The following is a 17,990-nucleotide window of genomic DNA, read 5'->3' as shown; positions in this document are numbered from 1 at the left end:
TCTGTTGAATAGCGGCTGTTGAGCAACGGTTCATCGGCACCAATTTTGAGACCATGTGGCTCATCAACTCATAGATCGATTCATATCCATCCTGTTCACCCCTAGTGACCTAGCGATTGAGGTGGCTGAATAACTCGCCGTATACTAATCAACTGTAGTAGGTTGGAATCAGCGGGTGATCCGGAATCTCCTGTAATCGATCGACTGACAGTTCATCTGCCGAAGAGATGTCCCATACTATGTCGAAGAACTCGATTGCGGCGTCGACGAACTGCGTTCGCTCGGTATAGACCCCACATTCCGGGTTCCAGTCGTAGCTGTTCTCCATAAAATTCGCTGAACCAAGGAGCGCAGCACCTTCTTCGGGTTCACCGACGGTCTGGAGTTTTCCGTGAATCCCGAACTCACCGAGGTCTCGGAAGTCCATATCAGGGGTCACACGCTGGTGTTCTTTGAACCGGGAGTACGTGCGGACGGTGACTCGATCTCGGTGTTCTTTGATTTCGCTCAGTAAGTTTCGCTGAAGTCGACGCCACTCCCATGGCTCTTTTGTGTGCCGTGTAAGCAGTCGCAGTCTGAATCCGTGGTCGAGAAGACGCCGAATCTGGGCGACATATTCGTTGAATGTATCGTCGTCGAACGGTGTCATAATCCGAAGAACCTTGTCCTCGATGTCGTGCTCCAGTCCATGGCTGAACAGGCGGTCCGTCATCGCTGTGTAGGACCGCAAACCTGACGACCGCTCGTCGTGCCAGCGACGAAGGCGTGCTCGTTCTCGACCGAGTCCCCGTGAATCTCCGACATAGTCACCCATCTTCTTCTCACCGAGAGCGTCCGGGGCAGGTAGTGTATATGTGAAGTAGACCGGCGTGACATCGCCACTTCTGAGTGACTCACACTCTTCAGCTACTACCATCTCGGCCGCGACCGGTGTCGGGGTACTCGTAACTGAGGCGTCCGATAGGGTTTCTATTCTGTGTTTAACTGCCGAACATTCCTCGACGAGATAGGTGGTGTATTCCTCTCGCAAGTCGTCACCGGACACTTCCTGGGGAACTGATTCGAACTCGACAACGGCATCGGAGACTTCGCACTTAACTCCCTGAACTGATGAAAGTGCCTGGTAAATCGCGTATGGCGTTATACTCGCGCCTTGGCTGGTAAGAAACCCAACGGCGAACTTTGTGAGGTCGGGATGGGTGGAAACAGTAGCGACAATGTCGAGTAGCAGTGAGCGGGTCTCATCATCCAGTTGAGCGATATCGGACACGTCGTCGATTTCGATTGGATGATCCGTTTCGACGTGCGACGTGGCTGATTTAGCCGCTGGTGTGAGGAGCGACCGAAGGGTGTCGAACTCTGTTTGGTGCTCTTGGCGCTGTTCGAGAATCGCGTCGCTAATCTCGTCTTCGTCGACGAAAGTCGTCGTCGAATTCGTGAGTGTCGCCGCGACTACTGTTCCAGATAGTTCGCCGCTCGGACTCTCACCAGTTATCTGCTTGACCAAATCCTGGATACACGATTCATCCGTGAGACTTGTGAGGTTGGGGAGAATACGGAAGTAGGCTTCTGAGATCGCTACCTCTCGAGACGTTCTCTGCTGTACATGTAGTGCGGTCTTGATGCGTTCAAGGGAGAATTCGACGCTGTCCGGATGGATCGTAGCGAACCCGAGTGAACCGAGGAGGGGACCGAGGACCACCTCGTCCCACTCGTCAGCAAGCAGACTGTCGAATTCACGCCGAGGAACGTTTTCTTCGATCTCGCTGCACGAACGTAACACCGTTTCGGCAGACTGAATCCTCGCCACTGCCGTCGCTCGAATGAGTGGTCTGGGATTGTCCGATACAGCGACTACGGAGCCGAGCAGTGTGAGCCTCCCGCCGTCAGTGAGACCGAGCTCTTCGAGACCCCACTCGTGTATCTCAACGACATCACTCAGGTCTCGTTCGTCGTTTGTTCGGAGTGTTTCTGCGCGGACGTGGGGAGTTAGTCGCTCTTCTAGTGGCTCACTAACTGCTTTTGCAGAGAGGGCAGAGTAGACACTCCCAGCTGATAGCCCCCAGATACGCTCTGGTGACTGTGTTCGAAGGTCGGTGGCGATGTCGATTATGTCATTCATTCTTTCGTGGCTCGAGGTGTAAGTCGTGCGACAGCAGTTCGAGGAGTTCTTCCTTGTCAAATGAGTCGGGATCGTTCTGCTCCACACACCCGTATTGGAAGATACAGAACGGGCAGCCGTTCTCACAGTTGCACTTCGACTCGGCCGGTGAGAATGCCTCGCGCATGAGTCGGACGGCTCTCTCGAACTTCTCGCCATCGTCCTGGGTCAACAAGACGGTGATTCCGGCCCCACCTTCGTCAGAGTCGTACACGAGTGTCCCTTCATCCTCGACAGATTCCGGGACCTGTCTCACACTGACACCGCCGATATACTGTAGCGCGACTCGGAGTCCGTGAGCGAAGCCATGTTCCAGTTCTTCACTGTCGAACCGGACACGAGCCGCCTTGGTTGCGAACTTCGTTGCGGGCCGTACAGCGACGCTCTCCTCAGCGGGGTGCTCAACGTTTTTCGTACAGTACGCCGAGTCCCCTACCCTCGCAATCACGCCGTTACACCCATCGACACCACACATCTCGAACACGTTGGGAAGCGGGTCTGAACCGCCGTCTTTGTAGGTCGCCCAGTATTTGTTCGTCGATGCGAGGAGGGTGACATCACCGTACTCGAACTGGCCGTGAACGGTCCCGTTCTCGTCGACGATATTTCGCGCGAACGTCGGTTCAAACGAATCACCGGCATCAGTTTCAACAGGAGCGTAGGTGTTCTGTGGTTCGCTATCGTTCTGATAGACCGCCGATGGGCGAAGTTGCTTTGTGCTTGGTGTTGAGCTGAGGGGGAGGTCGTGCTGATACGCAGTCACTCGCTCGGGAACTTGCGTAACCAGCGGCTTCAGTCGCGTGCCACATGACTCACAGTTAGCTGTGTCGCTGTCGTACTCGGCGGCGCATGTCGGGCAGATTGCCGCGTCCTCAAGATCATCGCTAATCTGTGCTGACTCCAGTGGCTCCCAGGACAACTGAGTCACTACATACGTCTCGCTGTCGTGGAGATATGCAGCGCAAGGGTGGAGTTCGGAGAGCGCGATGCGCCGGTCGCGCGACCCATCGCTAACACGCTCGAAGTCTTCACCGAACAGTTGGTAATCGACGGAGTCCCCGACTGACCGCAGGCCGAAAGCGGCGGGACTTTCCTGACTCAGGTAACTACCATAGTCCATGTCTTCGAGTCGGTCGAGGTAGTCATACAATTGGTCGAGCTGACGGTCGACCTGATCTCGCTGTTCCCGGAGTCGTCGTTTCTCGTCGCGGTCTCGGGTTTTACGCTCTTTCCGTCTCAAGTCGTCCAGTTCGTCTTCGAGGTCGTCAATGTCATCGTAGATAGCGTCCTGCTGGTCGTGATAGATGTCGATGATGGTCTCTTCAAAACTCGGCTCTTCACCGTTCCCCGAGAGGATCGATTCGATAAGGTCGCCGTGTTCATCCAGAACTGATTCGACCACACCCTTACACCCCTCCCGTTGACATACTCCGCCGTAGCCTGCCGCGTGTTTCCGGCCACATGAGGAACAGACTCCGAACGAGAGGAGGTCTCGCAGCCACTGTTCGATTTCGCTTCGGTTCTCGTTGAGTAGTGATCGAAGAGCCTCGAGTGGCGCGTCGTCGTCGAAGCTCTGGACCTCAAAGTTCGTCGATGACAGGAGTCCCGTGAACCGAATCACGTCGTTTGGCCGAGAGTCTGTCCGCGGAGTCGGATCATCTTGGCAGACGACGAGGTCTTCGAGCCCGCTCTGTTCGCGACGCCACGGCACCCAGCGGGTCGTCGCAGCCCAGTCAAGAACAGCCCAGGTGAGCGACTGGTGGAGGACCTCTCTGTTCACTTCATTAAGCGGAACCTGCTGTGGATCCGCAGCGATGAGTTCCTCGGGGTGCTCGTGGTAGTAGTAATCGATGGGGTTGCGCTGGCTAACCGAGTGAATCAGCGAATTACCTGAAGAGCGTCCCGCACGGCCGATTCGCTGTAGGTACGAGTTGGCGTTCGGTGGCGTCCCGTAGAGGAGAAGCGTATTGAGGTCGCCGATGTCGACGCCGAGTTCCATTGCTGGGCCCGACGAGAGAAAATGTGGATACCGTCCCTGACGGAACTGGTACTCGAGTTTTCGTCGCTCATCACGGTCGGTCTCGCCGTAGTACGCCCGCGCGAGGAGCATCATCGGATCGGACGTCGAGACCTGCTGTGCCGTCAGCGAGTAGTGTGGATGCGAGAATTCGGCACGCTCCTCGATGGTCGCTGAGAATTCGACGACATCATCGGGAGCTTCCCCGAGAGAAACGTCGAGAGTCGTCGCGTACTCTTCCTCATCAGGGCTAAAGTTGGTGGGCGTCGCGTCGTCGACGACCGCACACTCAACCATGTCCTCGGCGACCATCACGTACCGACTCCCATCGTCCTCGACGCGGCGTAGAATCCCTTTGTCGACGAGTGAGGCAAGAGTGTCATGTCCCTCCTCAACTTCGTCGAGGAGGCTGGGTTCGTAGCGATGGTTCTGGTTGACCGCTTCGACAAGTAGTTCGCGCTCGCCTTCGTCAAGGTCCTCTATGTCGACAGTCAGCCGAAGGTCGACGAGGCCTTCTCCACTCAGCCGGTTACTACGGTAACGGTTGCTGTACTTACCGTTGAACGCACGAGAGATCATCTCCTCTTTCAGGTACTCACTGACGGACTGGTCGTACCCAGTCAGAGATTCGTACATCTTCGGTGCGTTCCCATTTTCTCCCTTCAACTCTTCTTCGTACTGCTGTGCGTCACTCACTCCGCACTCAACGATGTCGGAGAGTGGTACCCAGCCCGATTCGTCGGCCTCAGACCTGATGCTATCGGCGAACAACTGGTCGAAGAAGAACGATTCTTCGGGCTCGCGGAAGTTCCGCTCCAGTTCCTTCATGTCGGACTGGCTGTCCGCGAACGAGAGCACCTTCGACTCTGAGAAGGTATCGGGCTCGTCGCGGTCAGCCAGGGACCGAAGCAGATAGCGACCGGAGGTTACCGCAGCGTTGGCCGGACCACGGAGCATCGGTTCGTACCGACGGGTCTTCGAGTACGTCTCTCTCGTGTCCTTGTGATAGCACGGGAGTCCGCCTGGGAACTGGCTCGCTTCTCGTAACCGACCGTTGTCGTCGATTATGCGGAAGTTCCCATATCCCCTCGCTCGCCGGCTGATTTTAGGAGTATCGCAATTACAATTGTGGGGGCCATCAGGCAGGAACTCGTGTCCACACGACTGGCACTCATCGACCATACTGACATCGAACAACGCCGACCGGACGAACTTCCGCTTGCCACAGCTACACGACGCAGGGGTGCGGCCGAAGTACACCTCGTCACACCCGGGATCGCCACACGTCCATCCGAGGAACCGTTTCGGTGTAAGGTCGCCGTCGCAGTCTTCGGCGGTACACTCCTGGCCCTCCGGATCTTCATAGACTTCGCCGCATTCGGTACAATACTTGACATCCTCGTCTGCGAGCGGTTCCAGAGCGGCGGAGTGACAGGAGTGGCATTCGGGCTCCTGAGCCTCTTCGACAGTTAGTTCCCCATCACAGTCGGGGTTGGTACAGACGTGGTTCTCCATCGAATGGTCGAGGACCAGTGCGGCGTCACAGACTGGGCAGTCGTGCTGATGATCGATTTTCTGGCGTTCACCACAGTCAGTGCATTCGTAGTACGGCCGCCAGTGAACACGTACCATCTCTGGGGTTTCACCATCGACGGTTTCACACTGACACTCTTCCCGCTGGAAATACTCGAAACGGCCTTCCTCTGAGGTGACAGTGTGCGGTGCGAGTCGCTCACAGTTCGGGCAGAACCAGGATTCGAGTGACTCCTCGCCACACTCGTTACACAGGGAGAGTTTCGTCACGAAGTGGTGATCACACTCGGTACAGGACGACTGGGGTGTATCGTACACCGTTCCGCAATTGATACACGTGTAGTAACCGTCGAGCGGCCAGCTAAACAGGTGTGCCCGTCGCTCTAGAATCCCCGCCACTTCTCCGATCGTCATGAAGTTCGCCACCACTGTCTCTGCCTGGTTTTCTGTGAGACCAGTCTCGTCTACGAGACGGTCACGAAGGCCAACAGGCCGAAGCGGTTTCTCACGGAGCGCCGCGTAGATACCACGGACAAACTCTAGGGGACCGCCGTCCTCCTCTACGAGGAGCTCGTAGAGTGCGTCGTCGACATCCTCTTGGTCCCCTGAAACTCCCGCAGCATCGAGAGCTTGGGCAGCGGCTGTCGTCTCTCCACTTCGAAGTTCGTCTTCCGATACTTCTGATGAGAGGTAGTCGTCAGGGATGTCGGTCGGGAACGGGGCGTCAATTGTCCGTTCCTCTTCCTCGATTACTTCGACATCGGGATCGACGAAGGGGTTGATACGCTGGAAAACCGTCCGTTTATTCTCGACGGTTGCGGACGCACCGACGATGGTGAGGTCGTCCTCGTCCTCGGTATCGTACCCGTTGAGCTCTTGGCGTTCCCGAATGTACCGCCGCATGAGTGCCGACGTGAACGAACCGAAAAGCTCGGAATACTCGTGAATCTCGTCGAAAACGAAATATTTCGGTTCGGCGACAAAACGGCGCTGCTCGTCGCCTTCGTTGACATTGAATAACCGGTAGTTGATTGTGTCAGGGTTGGTTAGTAGGATGTCGGCCGGAGATTCGACGATCGCGTCCCGGGTGACCTTGATGAAGCCGAACGTGATGTCGTCCTCATGATCTGCCAACGGCTCGACCACGAACGAATCATCGTCACGCTGACGAACCGTCAGGGACGAGTCGCATTCCCCGCACGGGCAGTCGAAATACTGGAACGTCGTCTGGAGGTACGACAGTTCGTCCGGATCTCGTCGCTTGGTATCGCCGTCGTAGATGCCGACCGTGATCTGGTCGTCCGAGGTGCGACCCCGATTGAGCGTGAAGAGATAGTCAATCAACCGCTTCAGCTGATCTTGTGCCAGCGCCTTCGTCGGATACGTGAGAACACACTTGACACTATCAGGCGGGTGGTTTTCATGTTCCCCAGCTTTCGCCTCGGTGATGAACTGGAGAATGGGGATAAGCCACCCTTCGGTCTTCCCACGGCCGGTACTCGCGGTCAGTAGCGTGTGGTGGTCTTCGAGAACTGATTCGACAGCATCTTCCTGAAACTCGTATAGTGTCCGGAAGCCGGCCGCCGTGAACGTCTCGGCGATGTCGTCGTGGAGTCCGTGGTCGTCGGCAAACGTTTCCCACGGAGTGTCACTCATCCGGGGTAGGTCTAATACTTGGAGATAGGGTCCCTTCGTCCGGATGAACTCCGGGAGGTCACTCTCCAGCGACTCTCCCGATCCCTCGTGGTACCGAGAGACGAGATTCTTGACGGCCCGTTGTGGCTGAGAGCCAGCGTAGTGTTCGGCGTACGATTCTCGCATCGAATTGGCAAGAGCGATTGGGTCGAAGTTCATCGGTGGCATTTTATGTGGGATGTTGGTCAGTCGGTGAGCGGTTCGCTCGTTTCGAGGGTCTCGATGGATCGAATGGACACGTCACCACGAGCGAGTTCGTTCTGGAGTCGGTCACGGTCGAAGGAACGCGGGTCGTTCCTGACGTCACAGCCATACTGATACAGGCAGGACGGACACCCATTCTCACAATCGCAGTCGAATTGATCTCTCATGAGGCCAACCGCACGACCAAATGCGCGGAATTCGCCGTCGATCTGTTCAAATAGGAGTCGAGCGATGTCGGAACCCCCTTCTTGTGATTCGAAGACGTCGATGTGATCTTCCCCGACGTATTCGGCGAGATCACGGATATTGACACCACCGAGGTACTGTAATGCGACTCGAACCCCGTGAGCGAGCGTATGTGACAGGTCCCGCTCTTCAAGTTCGACCCGGATTCCCTGGGTGTCGTACTGATACCCAAGTCGGATGAAATCGGAATCAACGCCGCGGCCCTCAGGGAAGTGGTTGGGATCCGCGCTGCACCGGCGACGGTCGTCATCGTCCTGGTAGATAACGCCAGGGCAGTTCTCCTCACCACAGACTTCGAAAAGCGTTTCCTGTGGGTCTACCTCGCCGGATTTGTACTTCGTCTTGTAGCTCTCCGTGTGTAGTAGGACCGAGTAGTCACCGTACGCGAGCGTCCCGAGCCGCTCCCCGTCGGCAGTCTGGAGTTCGAACGTTCGGTCGGGGGTAAACTCGAGTATTGACGTCTCGCGTTCGGCGTAGGTGTTCTGTACCGGGTTGTTCGGTTCGCCGTGAAGGTACCGTGCTTCGTCGCCGTCCTCGGTCAGCTGGAGGTTATCGTGGTAGGCGTCGACCGAGTCAAGCATCGCGAGTCGACGCCGCTTGAGCGGTGCATCGGTCTCACAGTCGCATCCGTCGGCGTCGAGATCGTAGACGGCGTGACACGCCGGGCAGACGAGTTCTTCGGCTAAGTGTTCGCCATCGGTTGCTCCACTCACGACGTCACGGAGATCTGACGCTGCTTTGTCGTCGAGTCGAACTCGAGACACCGTGTACGTACTGCCACCGTCGAGATACGCCGCTCCAGGGTGGAGCTCGGACAGTGCCATCTGCATTGCGCGGCCGTTCTCCTGGTCCCCGACGTTCCGTCGGTTGTATCCCTCGTCGACTAGGGTCAGACCCGCCGTGGTGGCGACGCTCCGCATCGAGTAGTCGTATTTACTCTCGCGCGATTCCCGGAGGAAGTCGAAGTAGCTTGATTTGCCAAGGTCAGATAGGTAGTCGTCGAGCACTTCGATGCGGTTCTTCAGGCCCCGGCGCTCTCGCTTGATGCGTCGGCGCTTATCGGTCCCGGCGCGCCGCATCTCACGCTGAAGTTTGTTGTTCCGTCGCTTCAGGTCGGACCGCTCGTCTTCTAGAGATCGCTTGTAGTCGCGGTACCCAGAGATGTAACGCTCGTCGAAGTTTGAGAGTACATCGTCGATGAGGTGGCCGAACTCGGACTGAGCGTATCGGATTACGCCGTTACAGTCGCTTCGTTCGCACGTTTCGCGCTCGTCGTCAACGCCGTACCGTCGCTCACACTCCTCGCAGTAGCGGTAATCGAGGAGTGATTCGAGGTAGTCAGCAATGTCGCGTTGGTGGTCGCCGACGACCTCACTGAGAATCTCGAGTTTCGAGTCCTCGCGGCCGAGTGACAGCGTATCTGCGTCGAGCGACATTACGTGGGTCAACTTGCTGGCGTCGTCGCGTTCAGTCGCATCGAGCATGGTGCGCCGGTGGTAGGTGTCACCACCCTCAACCGAGCGTGCTCGGCCGTGCCGGCTGACATCCCATGGAATGGTGAAGTTGGCTGCGACGTAATCGAAAATGCCCCACGAGAGCGAGACACGAAGGGCCTCCTTGTTGTGTTCGTTGAGAGGCACCGGCGTCGGTTCGGTGTCGATGAGCTCGTCCGGGTGGTCGTAGTAATAGTAGTCGATCGGGTTGCGCTGACTGACCGAGTGAACCATGGAAGAGTGTGAACTCCGGCCTGCGCGCCCGACTCGCTGGAGGTATGCGTTCATGTTCGGAGGGGTCCCGTACAGCAGGAGTGCGTCGAGATCACCGATGTCGACGCCGAGTTCCATCGTCGGACCTGAGGAGAGGTGATGCGGGTAGTTCTCCTCCCTGAATAGGTACTCCAACTCTCGGCGCTTCCGTTTGTCCGTCGCTCCAAGGTACTCTTCGGAGATGAGGATTCGCGTCTGCGAGTATTCGGCGCGATGGGCTCGCTGTGTGAACCGTGGGTGCGAGACCGACGCTCGTTCCGAGAGCGATGCCTCCGACCGGACAGCCGACTGGGTATCTAAGCCGAACTGATGCTGGAGCGTCGTATAGTATCGCTCTGTGGAGGGGTCGAACCGGATACCGTCCCAATCTCCGGCAACGGCGACGACGAGCGCAGAGGGGTCAAACGAGACGTAGTCTTCCGAGTGCCCGTAGACGAGAATGGCTCGTTCGACCAGTTCATCGATGATTTCCTTGGCGGATCGGCCAGCGCTCGGATCGTCGATATTCTTAACTCGGTAATCGTTGCCGTTCTCGACAAGTTCGCGGACGATGGCCCGCTCGTCGCTATCGAGTTCGTTAAGTTCAGGTGCGAATCGGATGTCGAATAGTCCTTCCTCGGCAAGGGACCCGTCTCGCTCGCCGAAACGCTGGTTGTAGGTGTGTCTGAGTGCGCGGCGAGTCAGTCGGTCCCGAAGTGCGTCATCGTCGTCCCACCGCTGCCGAGGCTGGTCCTTCAGCCGCGACTTCAGGTTGAACTCGACGCTCCTCGCGACCCGCGGGGGCTCGAGTGCATCGTTGACCTCGTCGACGATGTCGACTGCATCTTCGAGAACTTGGTCGAACGGTACCCATGCAGTCTCGTCGTCGGTGGATACGCTCTCGATCAGTAGTTGGTCGAGGAGCGTCTCGGCCTCCGGTTCCGAGAAGTCTCGACTAAGCTCCTTCATGTCGCGGTGGGAATCGGCGAAGGACAGGAGTTTCGCAGCCTGCTGACCCTCCTCGTCAGCAACAGCACGGAGCATGTACTGCGAGGTCGTCACGGCGAGGTTGCTCGGACCCCGCATCAGTTCGTCGAACCGACGGCCGATTTCGTATCGCGCGTAGGAGTGGGGACACGGGACGGCCGACGGCTGCGAACTCATTGTGTGAATCCAGCCGTGGGTGTCGATCGTCTTGTAGGCCTGGTGGTGGCCGATTCGAGTATGGACGTCCGGCTCACCACAGTTACAGCCCTCTTCCCCGAGGAACCCCGTTTCGCACGATCGGCAGTGCTGGTCGTGGCGAATTTCGAAGAGTCCACGCTTCACGAGCGTGGTCTCTCCGCAGTCGCACTGTCCGGGGTCGTCCTCGAAGTAGATTTGGTCGCAATTATCGCAGACCCAAGGAAGATACCTCGTCGATGTGAGTGATGTACCGCAGTCGACACACTCGGCCGGAGCCCGTTCGGCGCTTTCGTAGGATGCCCCACAGTCCGGACAGTCGAACTGTCCCCGAGTGGTAACGAGTTCGAAATCAGACCCATCGCAATGGTCGCAGGCACGCTCGACTTCGTGAGTCGACCCACACTGCGGGTTGACACAGGTGAACATCTCGTCGTCGGTCCTGACCGTCTTGGAACCACACTCAGGACAGTCTCGTGTTGTCGTTCGCTCGGTATGGTGCCCACAGTCTAGGCACCTGAGGGACGGCTGGAACGTCGTGCGCACCATCTGGACGACGTCTTCACGTGCTTCCTCGCACCGGCGACAGACGTGCGTCTCGTCCTGGTCGACCGACCCGTGTTCCGTCGGCGTATATGGTTCGAGCTGATCACAACTCTGGCAGTACCAGGCGACGAGATGCTCGTCACTACAGTGACGGCAGTACGTCGACCGAGTGACGAAGTCGAACCCACACCTGCGACAGTCGTCCTGCGGTGACCGATACGTCGCGTCACACGACGGGCACGCGTAGAATCCGTCGATTGGCCAGGAGAACACGTGACTTCGGTTCTCCAGCATCCCGGAGAACTCCCCGAGTACACGGACGTTCGACACCAGCGTCGACGCTTCTTCGGCGCCGAGGTCTAGCGTCGCCGCTAACTCGTCGTGTAACTGGGTGCGCGTAAGCGGCTCGTCGTACAGTAGCTGGTGGACGTAGCGCACGACCTGCGCGCCCGTGTCGTCCTCGATCTCGGTGAGATGGTCGAAGAGGGCATTTCTCACCAGTGTCTCCCGCCGATCGCGGTCGTAGCTCGACGCATCGTCTAGGGAGTAGTCGAACGCGTCGAGCCCCGGAACCGAGTCGTCGGGGTCGGCCGTCGCACGCAGAATGCGGCCGACAGACAGACTGTGCGACGTCAGTTCTTCCGGTACTTCCGTCGGGACGGTACCGTCGAGATCGCGTGGTGACTCACTGACCTGATTGACGTCGACAGCACCGCTGACCTTCTGGAACAACTCGACATCGTTCTCGACGGTCGCGCTGCTCGCAATGAGTTGGAGATCGTCGACGCCCCGATCCTCGCGGAGCGACTGAATCCGTTTCATCAGCGTCGACGTGTAACTCCCGAAGATCCCGTCGTAAGTGTGTACCTCGTCGAAGACTAGGAACTCTGGCTCATAGACGAAGCGTTCGTGTTCGTCTTCCGCGTTGGTGTTAATGAGTCGGTAGTTAATCGTGTCCGGGTTGGTCAGTAGGATGTCGACGCCATTCTCGAGGATGTCGTTCTTCGTCAGTCGCAGGAAATCGAGCGGAACGTCGTTCGGGTCGTCGTCCTCGCAGTGGGCCTTCTCCGGAATGAGCTTAAACCGGGAACCGGTGTTCCGGATTCGGACACCACCACCGCAGTCCTGGCATTTGTCGAGTTCGTCGTTGTACCCTGGACACTCGAAGTGGCGGAACGTCGCGTTGAGGTATCCCTCGGACCCTGATTCACCGACGTTCCGGGGTGTGTCTCCGTCGTAGATACCGACCGTTATCTGCTGCTCCGATGTCAGTTGCTTGTTGATCCGGTAGAGGTATTGTAGGAGGCGCTTCAACTGATCCTGTGCGAGCGCCTTCGTCGGGTAGATGAGCGTGGCTTTGACACTTGTGTCGTCGCCATCCTCGCCGTACCGCTTGTCTTCGAGGATACGGTTGAGGATCGGGATGAGCCAAGCTTCGGTCTTTCCCCGCCCCGTTGCGGCGGTGATGACGGTGTCGTCGCCGTCGAGGATGGCCTCGATGCTGCGCTCCTGGAAGTCGTAGAGCCGCTCGAAGCCGATCTTCGTGAAGGCACGACGGATGTGCGGCTCAAGGCGTGCCGACCGGGCGAAGGTCTCCCATGAACGGCCGCTCCAGTTCTGGATGTCGAGCGCTTGGAGGTACGGGCCCCGCATCCCCGTGAGGTCGTCCTCGCCATCGCCGAGTCGGTTGGCGACGCTGCGCGCTGCTCGCCCACCACGACCGATAAAGTAGTCGTGGTAGGCCTCTTGCATCTGTTCCGCACGGGTGACGGGGTCTTTCATGGTTAGAGACTCAGTTCGACCGCCGATTCGAGTTCGTCGACGCGCTTCATCTCCTCGAGGGAGTCGAGGGATACATCAGCCAGCGTGAGTTGCTGAGACTTGCTAAGCGTCTTTACGTCCTCAACAGTCGAGTCGGAGAGGTTGTGTTTCTCTTGGAAATCCTCGAAGCTCTGGAGTGACTGGTGCTCCTCCCAGTTGCTGACTGCGTTTTTCCACTTGGACGCGAATGGTGAACCTGTGCCGGTCGACTTCATCAGCTTCCGGTTTAGGAGCTTATACATGTGGTTGAGCGTGCGCGAGAAGTCGCCATTCTGGCCCCCCAAAATCTTCTGAAGTTCCTCGGCAGCGTTGATCTTCTCGTTCCACTCCTCCTGCTCGGCCTCAAGCTTGCCTTCGATGGTCTCTCTGACGTTATCGACTTGCTGCTTCGCTGACTGAATCTGCTGAATTTGCTTTTGGACCTCGGAGGTCAACTGAACCTCGAGATCGCTCTGGTCCTCGTCCGAGTCGAGGTCAGCTTCGTCATCGCCCACTTCGCCACTCTGGACATTCTCTAGCAGATCGTCCTGTGTCGTCTTGACTGCTTTCTCGGCGGCTTGTACGGCACTGCTGGTCATCGTTGGAACAGAACCGTCGAAGGCCTTCTCGAGTACGGTCTTGTAGTACAGTAGGTCTTCTAGACTTTCGACGAGCTCGTCGAGTTCCCCGTTGACCTCGCTAATATTGTGCCGCGCCACCGAAACGTGGAACTGGGTGTTCTCTGCCTGCTTGTGCTCCTTGGCCTTGTCTTCGAGCGCCCTGACGACCGTGGGTAGTGACTGAGTGCCGGACATTTTACAGGTTCTCCGTGATGTCGGTGATCTCCTGCCGCTTCTGTTCGTACTCGGTGAACTCACTGAGTTGCCTGACCCTGTGTTCAAGGTCGACGCCGGTCGAATGCTCCTGGTCCTGAAGGTCGTCGATCAGGGAGTCGAGGGCCTCGTAGATTTCCCAGGCTGCTTGTTCGTGTTGACTGCGAGCGAAGTCATGTAGGCGTACGATGAGTGTTACACCGTCGACATCGTCCATATTTTGGAACCGCTCAACGTCTTCCTGGAAGTCCGTGAGCTTCACCTTCTCACGCGACTCAGTGAGCGTTTCGTAGGCGTCTTCGTAACTCGACTTTATTGGGACATCCATTGCACCGGCGCACTTGTGCAGAGTCTCGAACCATCCAGCGAGATCATTCACTGTATGACTACTGTCATACCAGCGCTCGACGGGCTCAAGAGTTTCCTGTATGTGTGACGCGTCTTCCTCAGTGGTGAGACGCTGGAGTTCCGCTGCGTAGTTTGATATTCTATCGAGCAGGCCGGTGATTTTCTCATCGTTACTTTTTTTGTAGGTTCCAAGTGAGGTACCTGCTTGCCTCCGGGTAGTTCCAACTTTGTAGGCCGCTGGTAGCTCAGCACCATCAATCATCATCGCAGCATCGACATAGTCTTCGAAGTTAGATGTAACCTCTCGGCGTGCCTCAGATAAACGGTTATAGTCTACGACCTTTTCCTTCAGGAGGAAGAAGCCCTCAACTAGGTCAGAAACATCGGAGTTCTTGGTAGCTAATCCACTGAACGCTTGCCCGAACGCAGTGTTTTTATCAAAGTGTTCGCCAACCGGATTCTCGTAGTCACAGTCGGTATCGTAGTCTCTAAACAGTAGCTCTGTGGACAGATCATCTTCCTCAACCCCGTCGGCGGCGTTAATTAGGAAGAATTGTGCTAACACCAGCGTCTTCTCAATGTCAAGTTCGGAGGGGAGTGCGTCTTCAATCTCCTCACGCATCTCCCGTTTGAACTGTGCGACATTGTTGTCCGCCCACGCTCGCAACTGGTCGAAGTTGGTGTCGGTGGAGTCGAACGTACCGAAGAGTCCGTACTCAAGCATCGAGGTGTAGAGGTTAGCATGCTCGGCCCCCCATTCGAGCTCGATGTCGATACTCGCTTGCCGCTGTTGGTCCCCCTGAATCGATACCGGGATTTCGTCACCGCTGGTGTAGTAGATCCCACCTGTATAACGAGTTGATGCATTCGGGTTCCCGAGGCGAGTTGGCTCGTGCCAACGTTCGAGGGCTTCGACGGCCCCTTCGTGAAGTGTGTCGGAACTCGGATACTCCTCACCGTTAGTTACCCAGTCTTGGAATTCCTGTACCTTCCGTCGCTTCTCCCGTTGCTCTTCGGTGAGATCTGATTCCGAGCCTTGCTCTTCCTCTGTTTCATCTCTTTCCTTCGATTCCTCTGTTTCGCCACTTTCCTGCGCTTCGTCGCCATCTTCTTCTCCGCCGTCTTCCGCATCGTCGTCAGATTTCACCTCCCGTTCGTCCAGGTCCGGGTTGATTTTCTTCTCGAGTCCGCTCCACTGGCCCTTCTCGAAGATGATATACTCGCCCGACTCCTCGACGTTCTTGCCCGGGGGCGTAACGTCGAAGGCCTCGAATATGCCCTTTTGGACACCAACACCGCCCTTCTTAGAGACTCCATACCAGCGACTGATGTCCTGATGTACTTGCTGGTACTCGGAGCCGATGTCCAGCATTGGCCGATCGACAAACGAGTTCGACTTCATCGCCTCGTAGGGGGGCAACGTCGACTTCAAGCAGTGTTTCACGACCCGAAGGAGGAGCAACCGGGGTGTCTTGCGGCCACTCCCCTCGTCGTTCAGCTGGCGATAGGCCACATGGACGAACCGCTCGTTGAACGGGTACAATCCGTCGAAAGCGTCCTCAACATTGTCCGGTGCTGCGTCGGCGCTGGAGTGCCGCTTGATCGCGTTGAGGTAGGAGCGAGTGAGTTCGACAGAGGCGTCGTCATCTAAGAAGTAGGCCTCGCCGTTCTCATCAGTCATCGTCAAATACCCCTCGGAGCGACCTTTCATGTACGTGGCCGCGTCTGAGCGAGTCATCGCGTCGTCGATGTTTTCCTGCTCCCACCCAATCGTCCAACCGAGGACGATGTCGTAGTGACTGCTACTTAGCTCGAAGATATGGTCCAGGAGTTGCTCCTTGAGAACGCTGAACGTCGTGAGGTCCTCACAAATGAGGACCGGTCTGATACCCTTCTCTTGGTACAGTTCTGAGTATTCCTGAAGTTGCTCCTTGAAGTCCCCTACGAGATTCTTCGAGAGGTACTCGTGAGCTTGGTTCTTTAATGCCGGGAAAATCAGCTCTTTTTCTTCTCGTAGCTTGTCACCGAAGTCTAGTGACAGATGTATCTCTCGGTAATCTTTCCGCGTAAGGAGGCTGAAATCTGGGTTTTTATCCCGAGTGTTCAGTGCATCTTGGTACTCTTGAATATTCTTCGCGAAGATGTCACGGAGGTCGGGTCCATCGCTTCGCTCTTCGGTGAGTTCACGTAATTCCTCGTCGGTGAGAAGATCGGTAGACCAGTAACCCCGAAGAAGCCCCACGATTGGCTCGGCTAATTCGTAGGGGTCACTACCCTCAATGTTCCGAACGTCCCTATCGACATCGAGCGGTTCGGTGAGGACCTCGATAATCTGGTCCATCCGGGTCTGACTGCGGGACACGTGAAGCGCCACATAGTCCTCGATACCCTCGTCGTCCTCTCCGTAGCCGTTGATCTGGTACTTCGTCCACTCACAGAACTGGCTCTTCCCCGATCCGGGTTCGCCGCGGACGATGAAGATGCGGTTCGGGTCGGGGTCATTATCACTATCAGGCCCTCCGACAGTAGAGGCGGTGATAGAGTTGAGGACGTCCTCTTGGGTGACGAAGTCGCCAGAGATGCCTAACGGAGTTAACGTATCCGCGTATATCCGGTCGATGTCGACATGGGTCTCCCTGAACTGCTCGGGTGTCTTCTTCGCCGTGTGGGCTTCCGAGGTGATGAAGTGATCGACCTCATCGTCGTCCCAGTGACGAGGCATCTCTCCGCCGGTTGAGGGTTTCTGAACGTTCTGGCTCATTGTCGGGTAAGGTGCTGAGTGAGAGGGTACTGGTATGCCGTTTCGTCGGGCCGTGAGTGGATTGAGATGCGTGTCGCATCCCGTCGATTTCCACGAACGTCGTCATCGAGATCTTCGGGTGGAATTTCCACGGCGTTCTGTGAGTCGCCAGGACTTGATAGGGAGATTACGTCGTCGTTCTCCATATTTCGCAGGACGTCCGCGATGGCCGGGTGTACGCGAGGGGTGCCTGCTCGCTTCTCATATATGCTGAACAGGTTATCATTGATCCAGTCGAGCGCGCGGCGGAAATCGCCGTTCTCGACCTCGACGGTGTCGTAGTCTGGCTCTTCGTTGGCTTCAGTCGGGGCGAGTACGAGTGCGTCGTGGAGCAGAGCACGGCAGGGACTCAAGATGAGGTCGTTATCGGTTTCCGTTATCAGACCCAATTGATCACACAGCGTCACCCACATGTCGATTTTCTTTTTAGTCCAGCTAAAGTCGTAGTCTGTTTCACGCTTTAGGACGGTTTTTAAGTCATCCCGGCCTACACTCACCGTTCGGCTCTCTTCACTCAGCAGAGCACGGTAGACGGCAGCAAAATGCGTTTGCCGCCCTTCTTGCTGGCTACAGTGATACAGTAGACGAGCCTCGAATGGTAGCTCCGTGAAGCGATCCTGATTGATTCGTTCCACAGTGCTCCTGATATCACCTGACGGGCTTTCGACTAGATCGACCGCATTCAGGAATCGAACCGTTTCCTCCACATGGTCGGTTTGCAGTCCCTCCGCAGTCGGACGCCCAAACTTGTTCGTTAGTTCGTTGACGCTGGTGGCGCCTTGGATGGCGTTGTAGATGTGTTTTAGCTCAGGCGCCCGCACCGAGATGTACCCGGTGAGCAACTGGTCTGGCTTTGAGTTAGCTGGTGTGTATGTCATAT

General features: G+C 56.9%; 6 protein-coding genes. All 6 read right to left on the bottom strand.

Features of this window, described 5'->3' with window-relative positions; all coding sequences use genetic code 11:
* Nucleotides 1-148: 148 nt before the first annotated feature.
* The 6 genes from EXE51_RS08070 to EXE51_RS08045 are packed head-to-tail and all read right to left on the bottom strand — an operon-like array spanning nt 149 to nt 17,988.
* Nucleotides 149-2,122 (bottom strand): phospholipase D-like domain-containing protein, encoded by a 1,974-nt coding sequence (locus EXE51_RS08070; RefSeq protein WP_137692397.1) that lies wholly within the window; start codon nt 2,120-2,122, stop codon nt 149-151.
* Nucleotides 2,115-7,565, bottom strand: a complete 5,451-nt coding sequence (locus EXE51_RS08065; protein WP_137692396.1) for a DEAD/DEAH box helicase — start codon at nt 7,563-7,565, stop codon at nt 2,115-2,117. The genes EXE51_RS08070 and EXE51_RS08065 overlap by 8 nt, the downstream gene beginning before the upstream one ends.
* Nucleotides 7,566-7,591: 26 nt before the next feature.
* Nucleotides 7,592-13,111 carry a DEAD/DEAH box helicase gene (locus EXE51_RS08060; RefSeq protein ID WP_137692395.1) on the bottom strand — a complete coding sequence of 1,840 codons (5,520 nt, stop codon included), beginning with the start codon at nt 13,109-13,111 and terminating at the stop codon, nt 7,592-7,594.
* A 2-nt stretch (nt 13,112-13,113) separates the two neighbouring features.
* The gene (locus tag EXE51_RS08055; protein ID WP_137692394.1) at nt 13,114-13,944 is read right to left on the bottom strand and encodes a hypothetical protein; all 831 of its coding nucleotides are present in this window, start codon (nt 13,942-13,944) and stop codon (nt 13,114-13,116) included.
* 1 nt (nt 13,945) lies between these two features.
* Nucleotides 13,946-17,071 carry a hypothetical protein gene (locus EXE51_RS08050; RefSeq protein WP_137692393.1) on the bottom strand — a complete coding sequence of 1,042 codons (3,126 nt, stop codon included), beginning with the start codon at nt 17,069-17,071 and terminating at the stop codon, nt 13,946-13,948.
* Nucleotides 17,068-17,988 carry a hypothetical protein gene (locus tag EXE51_RS08045; protein WP_199234035.1) on the bottom strand — a complete coding sequence of 307 codons (921 nt, stop codon included), beginning with the start codon at nt 17,986-17,988 and terminating at the stop codon, nt 17,068-17,070. The genes EXE51_RS08050 and EXE51_RS08045 overlap by 4 nt, the downstream gene beginning before the upstream one ends.
* Between the last annotated feature and the right edge of the window lie 2 nt (nt 17,989-17,990).

Source organism: Halorubrum sp. CGM5_25_10-8B (assembly GCF_005435095.1).
Classification (GTDB): domain Archaea; phylum Halobacteriota; class Halobacteria; order Halobacteriales; family Haloferacaceae; genus Halorubrum; species Halorubrum ezzemoulense.
This window is presented reverse-complemented; position numbering and strand designations above follow the sequence as displayed.

What these genes read in the sequence shown, in the direction of transcription:
- EXE51_RS08070 (WP_137692397.1), bottom strand. Translation starts at nt 2,122, where the DNA reads ATGAATGACATAATCGACATCGCCACCGACCTTCGAACACAGTCACCA.
- EXE51_RS08065 (WP_137692396.1), bottom strand. Translation starts at nt 7,565, where the DNA reads ATGAACTTCGACCCAATCGCTCTTGCCAATTCGATGCGAGAATCGTAC.
- EXE51_RS08060 (WP_137692395.1), bottom strand. Translation starts at nt 13,111, where the DNA reads ATGAAAGACCCCGTCACCCGTGCGGAACAGATGCAAGAGGCCTACCAC.
- EXE51_RS08055 (WP_137692394.1), bottom strand. Translation starts at nt 13,944, where the DNA reads ATGTCCGGCACTCAGTCACTACCCACGGTCGTCAGGGCGCTCGAAGAC.
- EXE51_RS08050 (WP_137692393.1), bottom strand. Translation starts at nt 17,071, where the DNA reads ATGAGCCAGAACGTTCAGAAACCCTCAACCGGCGGAGAGATGCCTCGT.
- EXE51_RS08045 (WP_199234035.1), bottom strand. Translation starts at nt 17,988, where the DNA reads ATGACATACACACCAGCTAACTCAAAGCCAGACCAGTTGCTCACCGGG.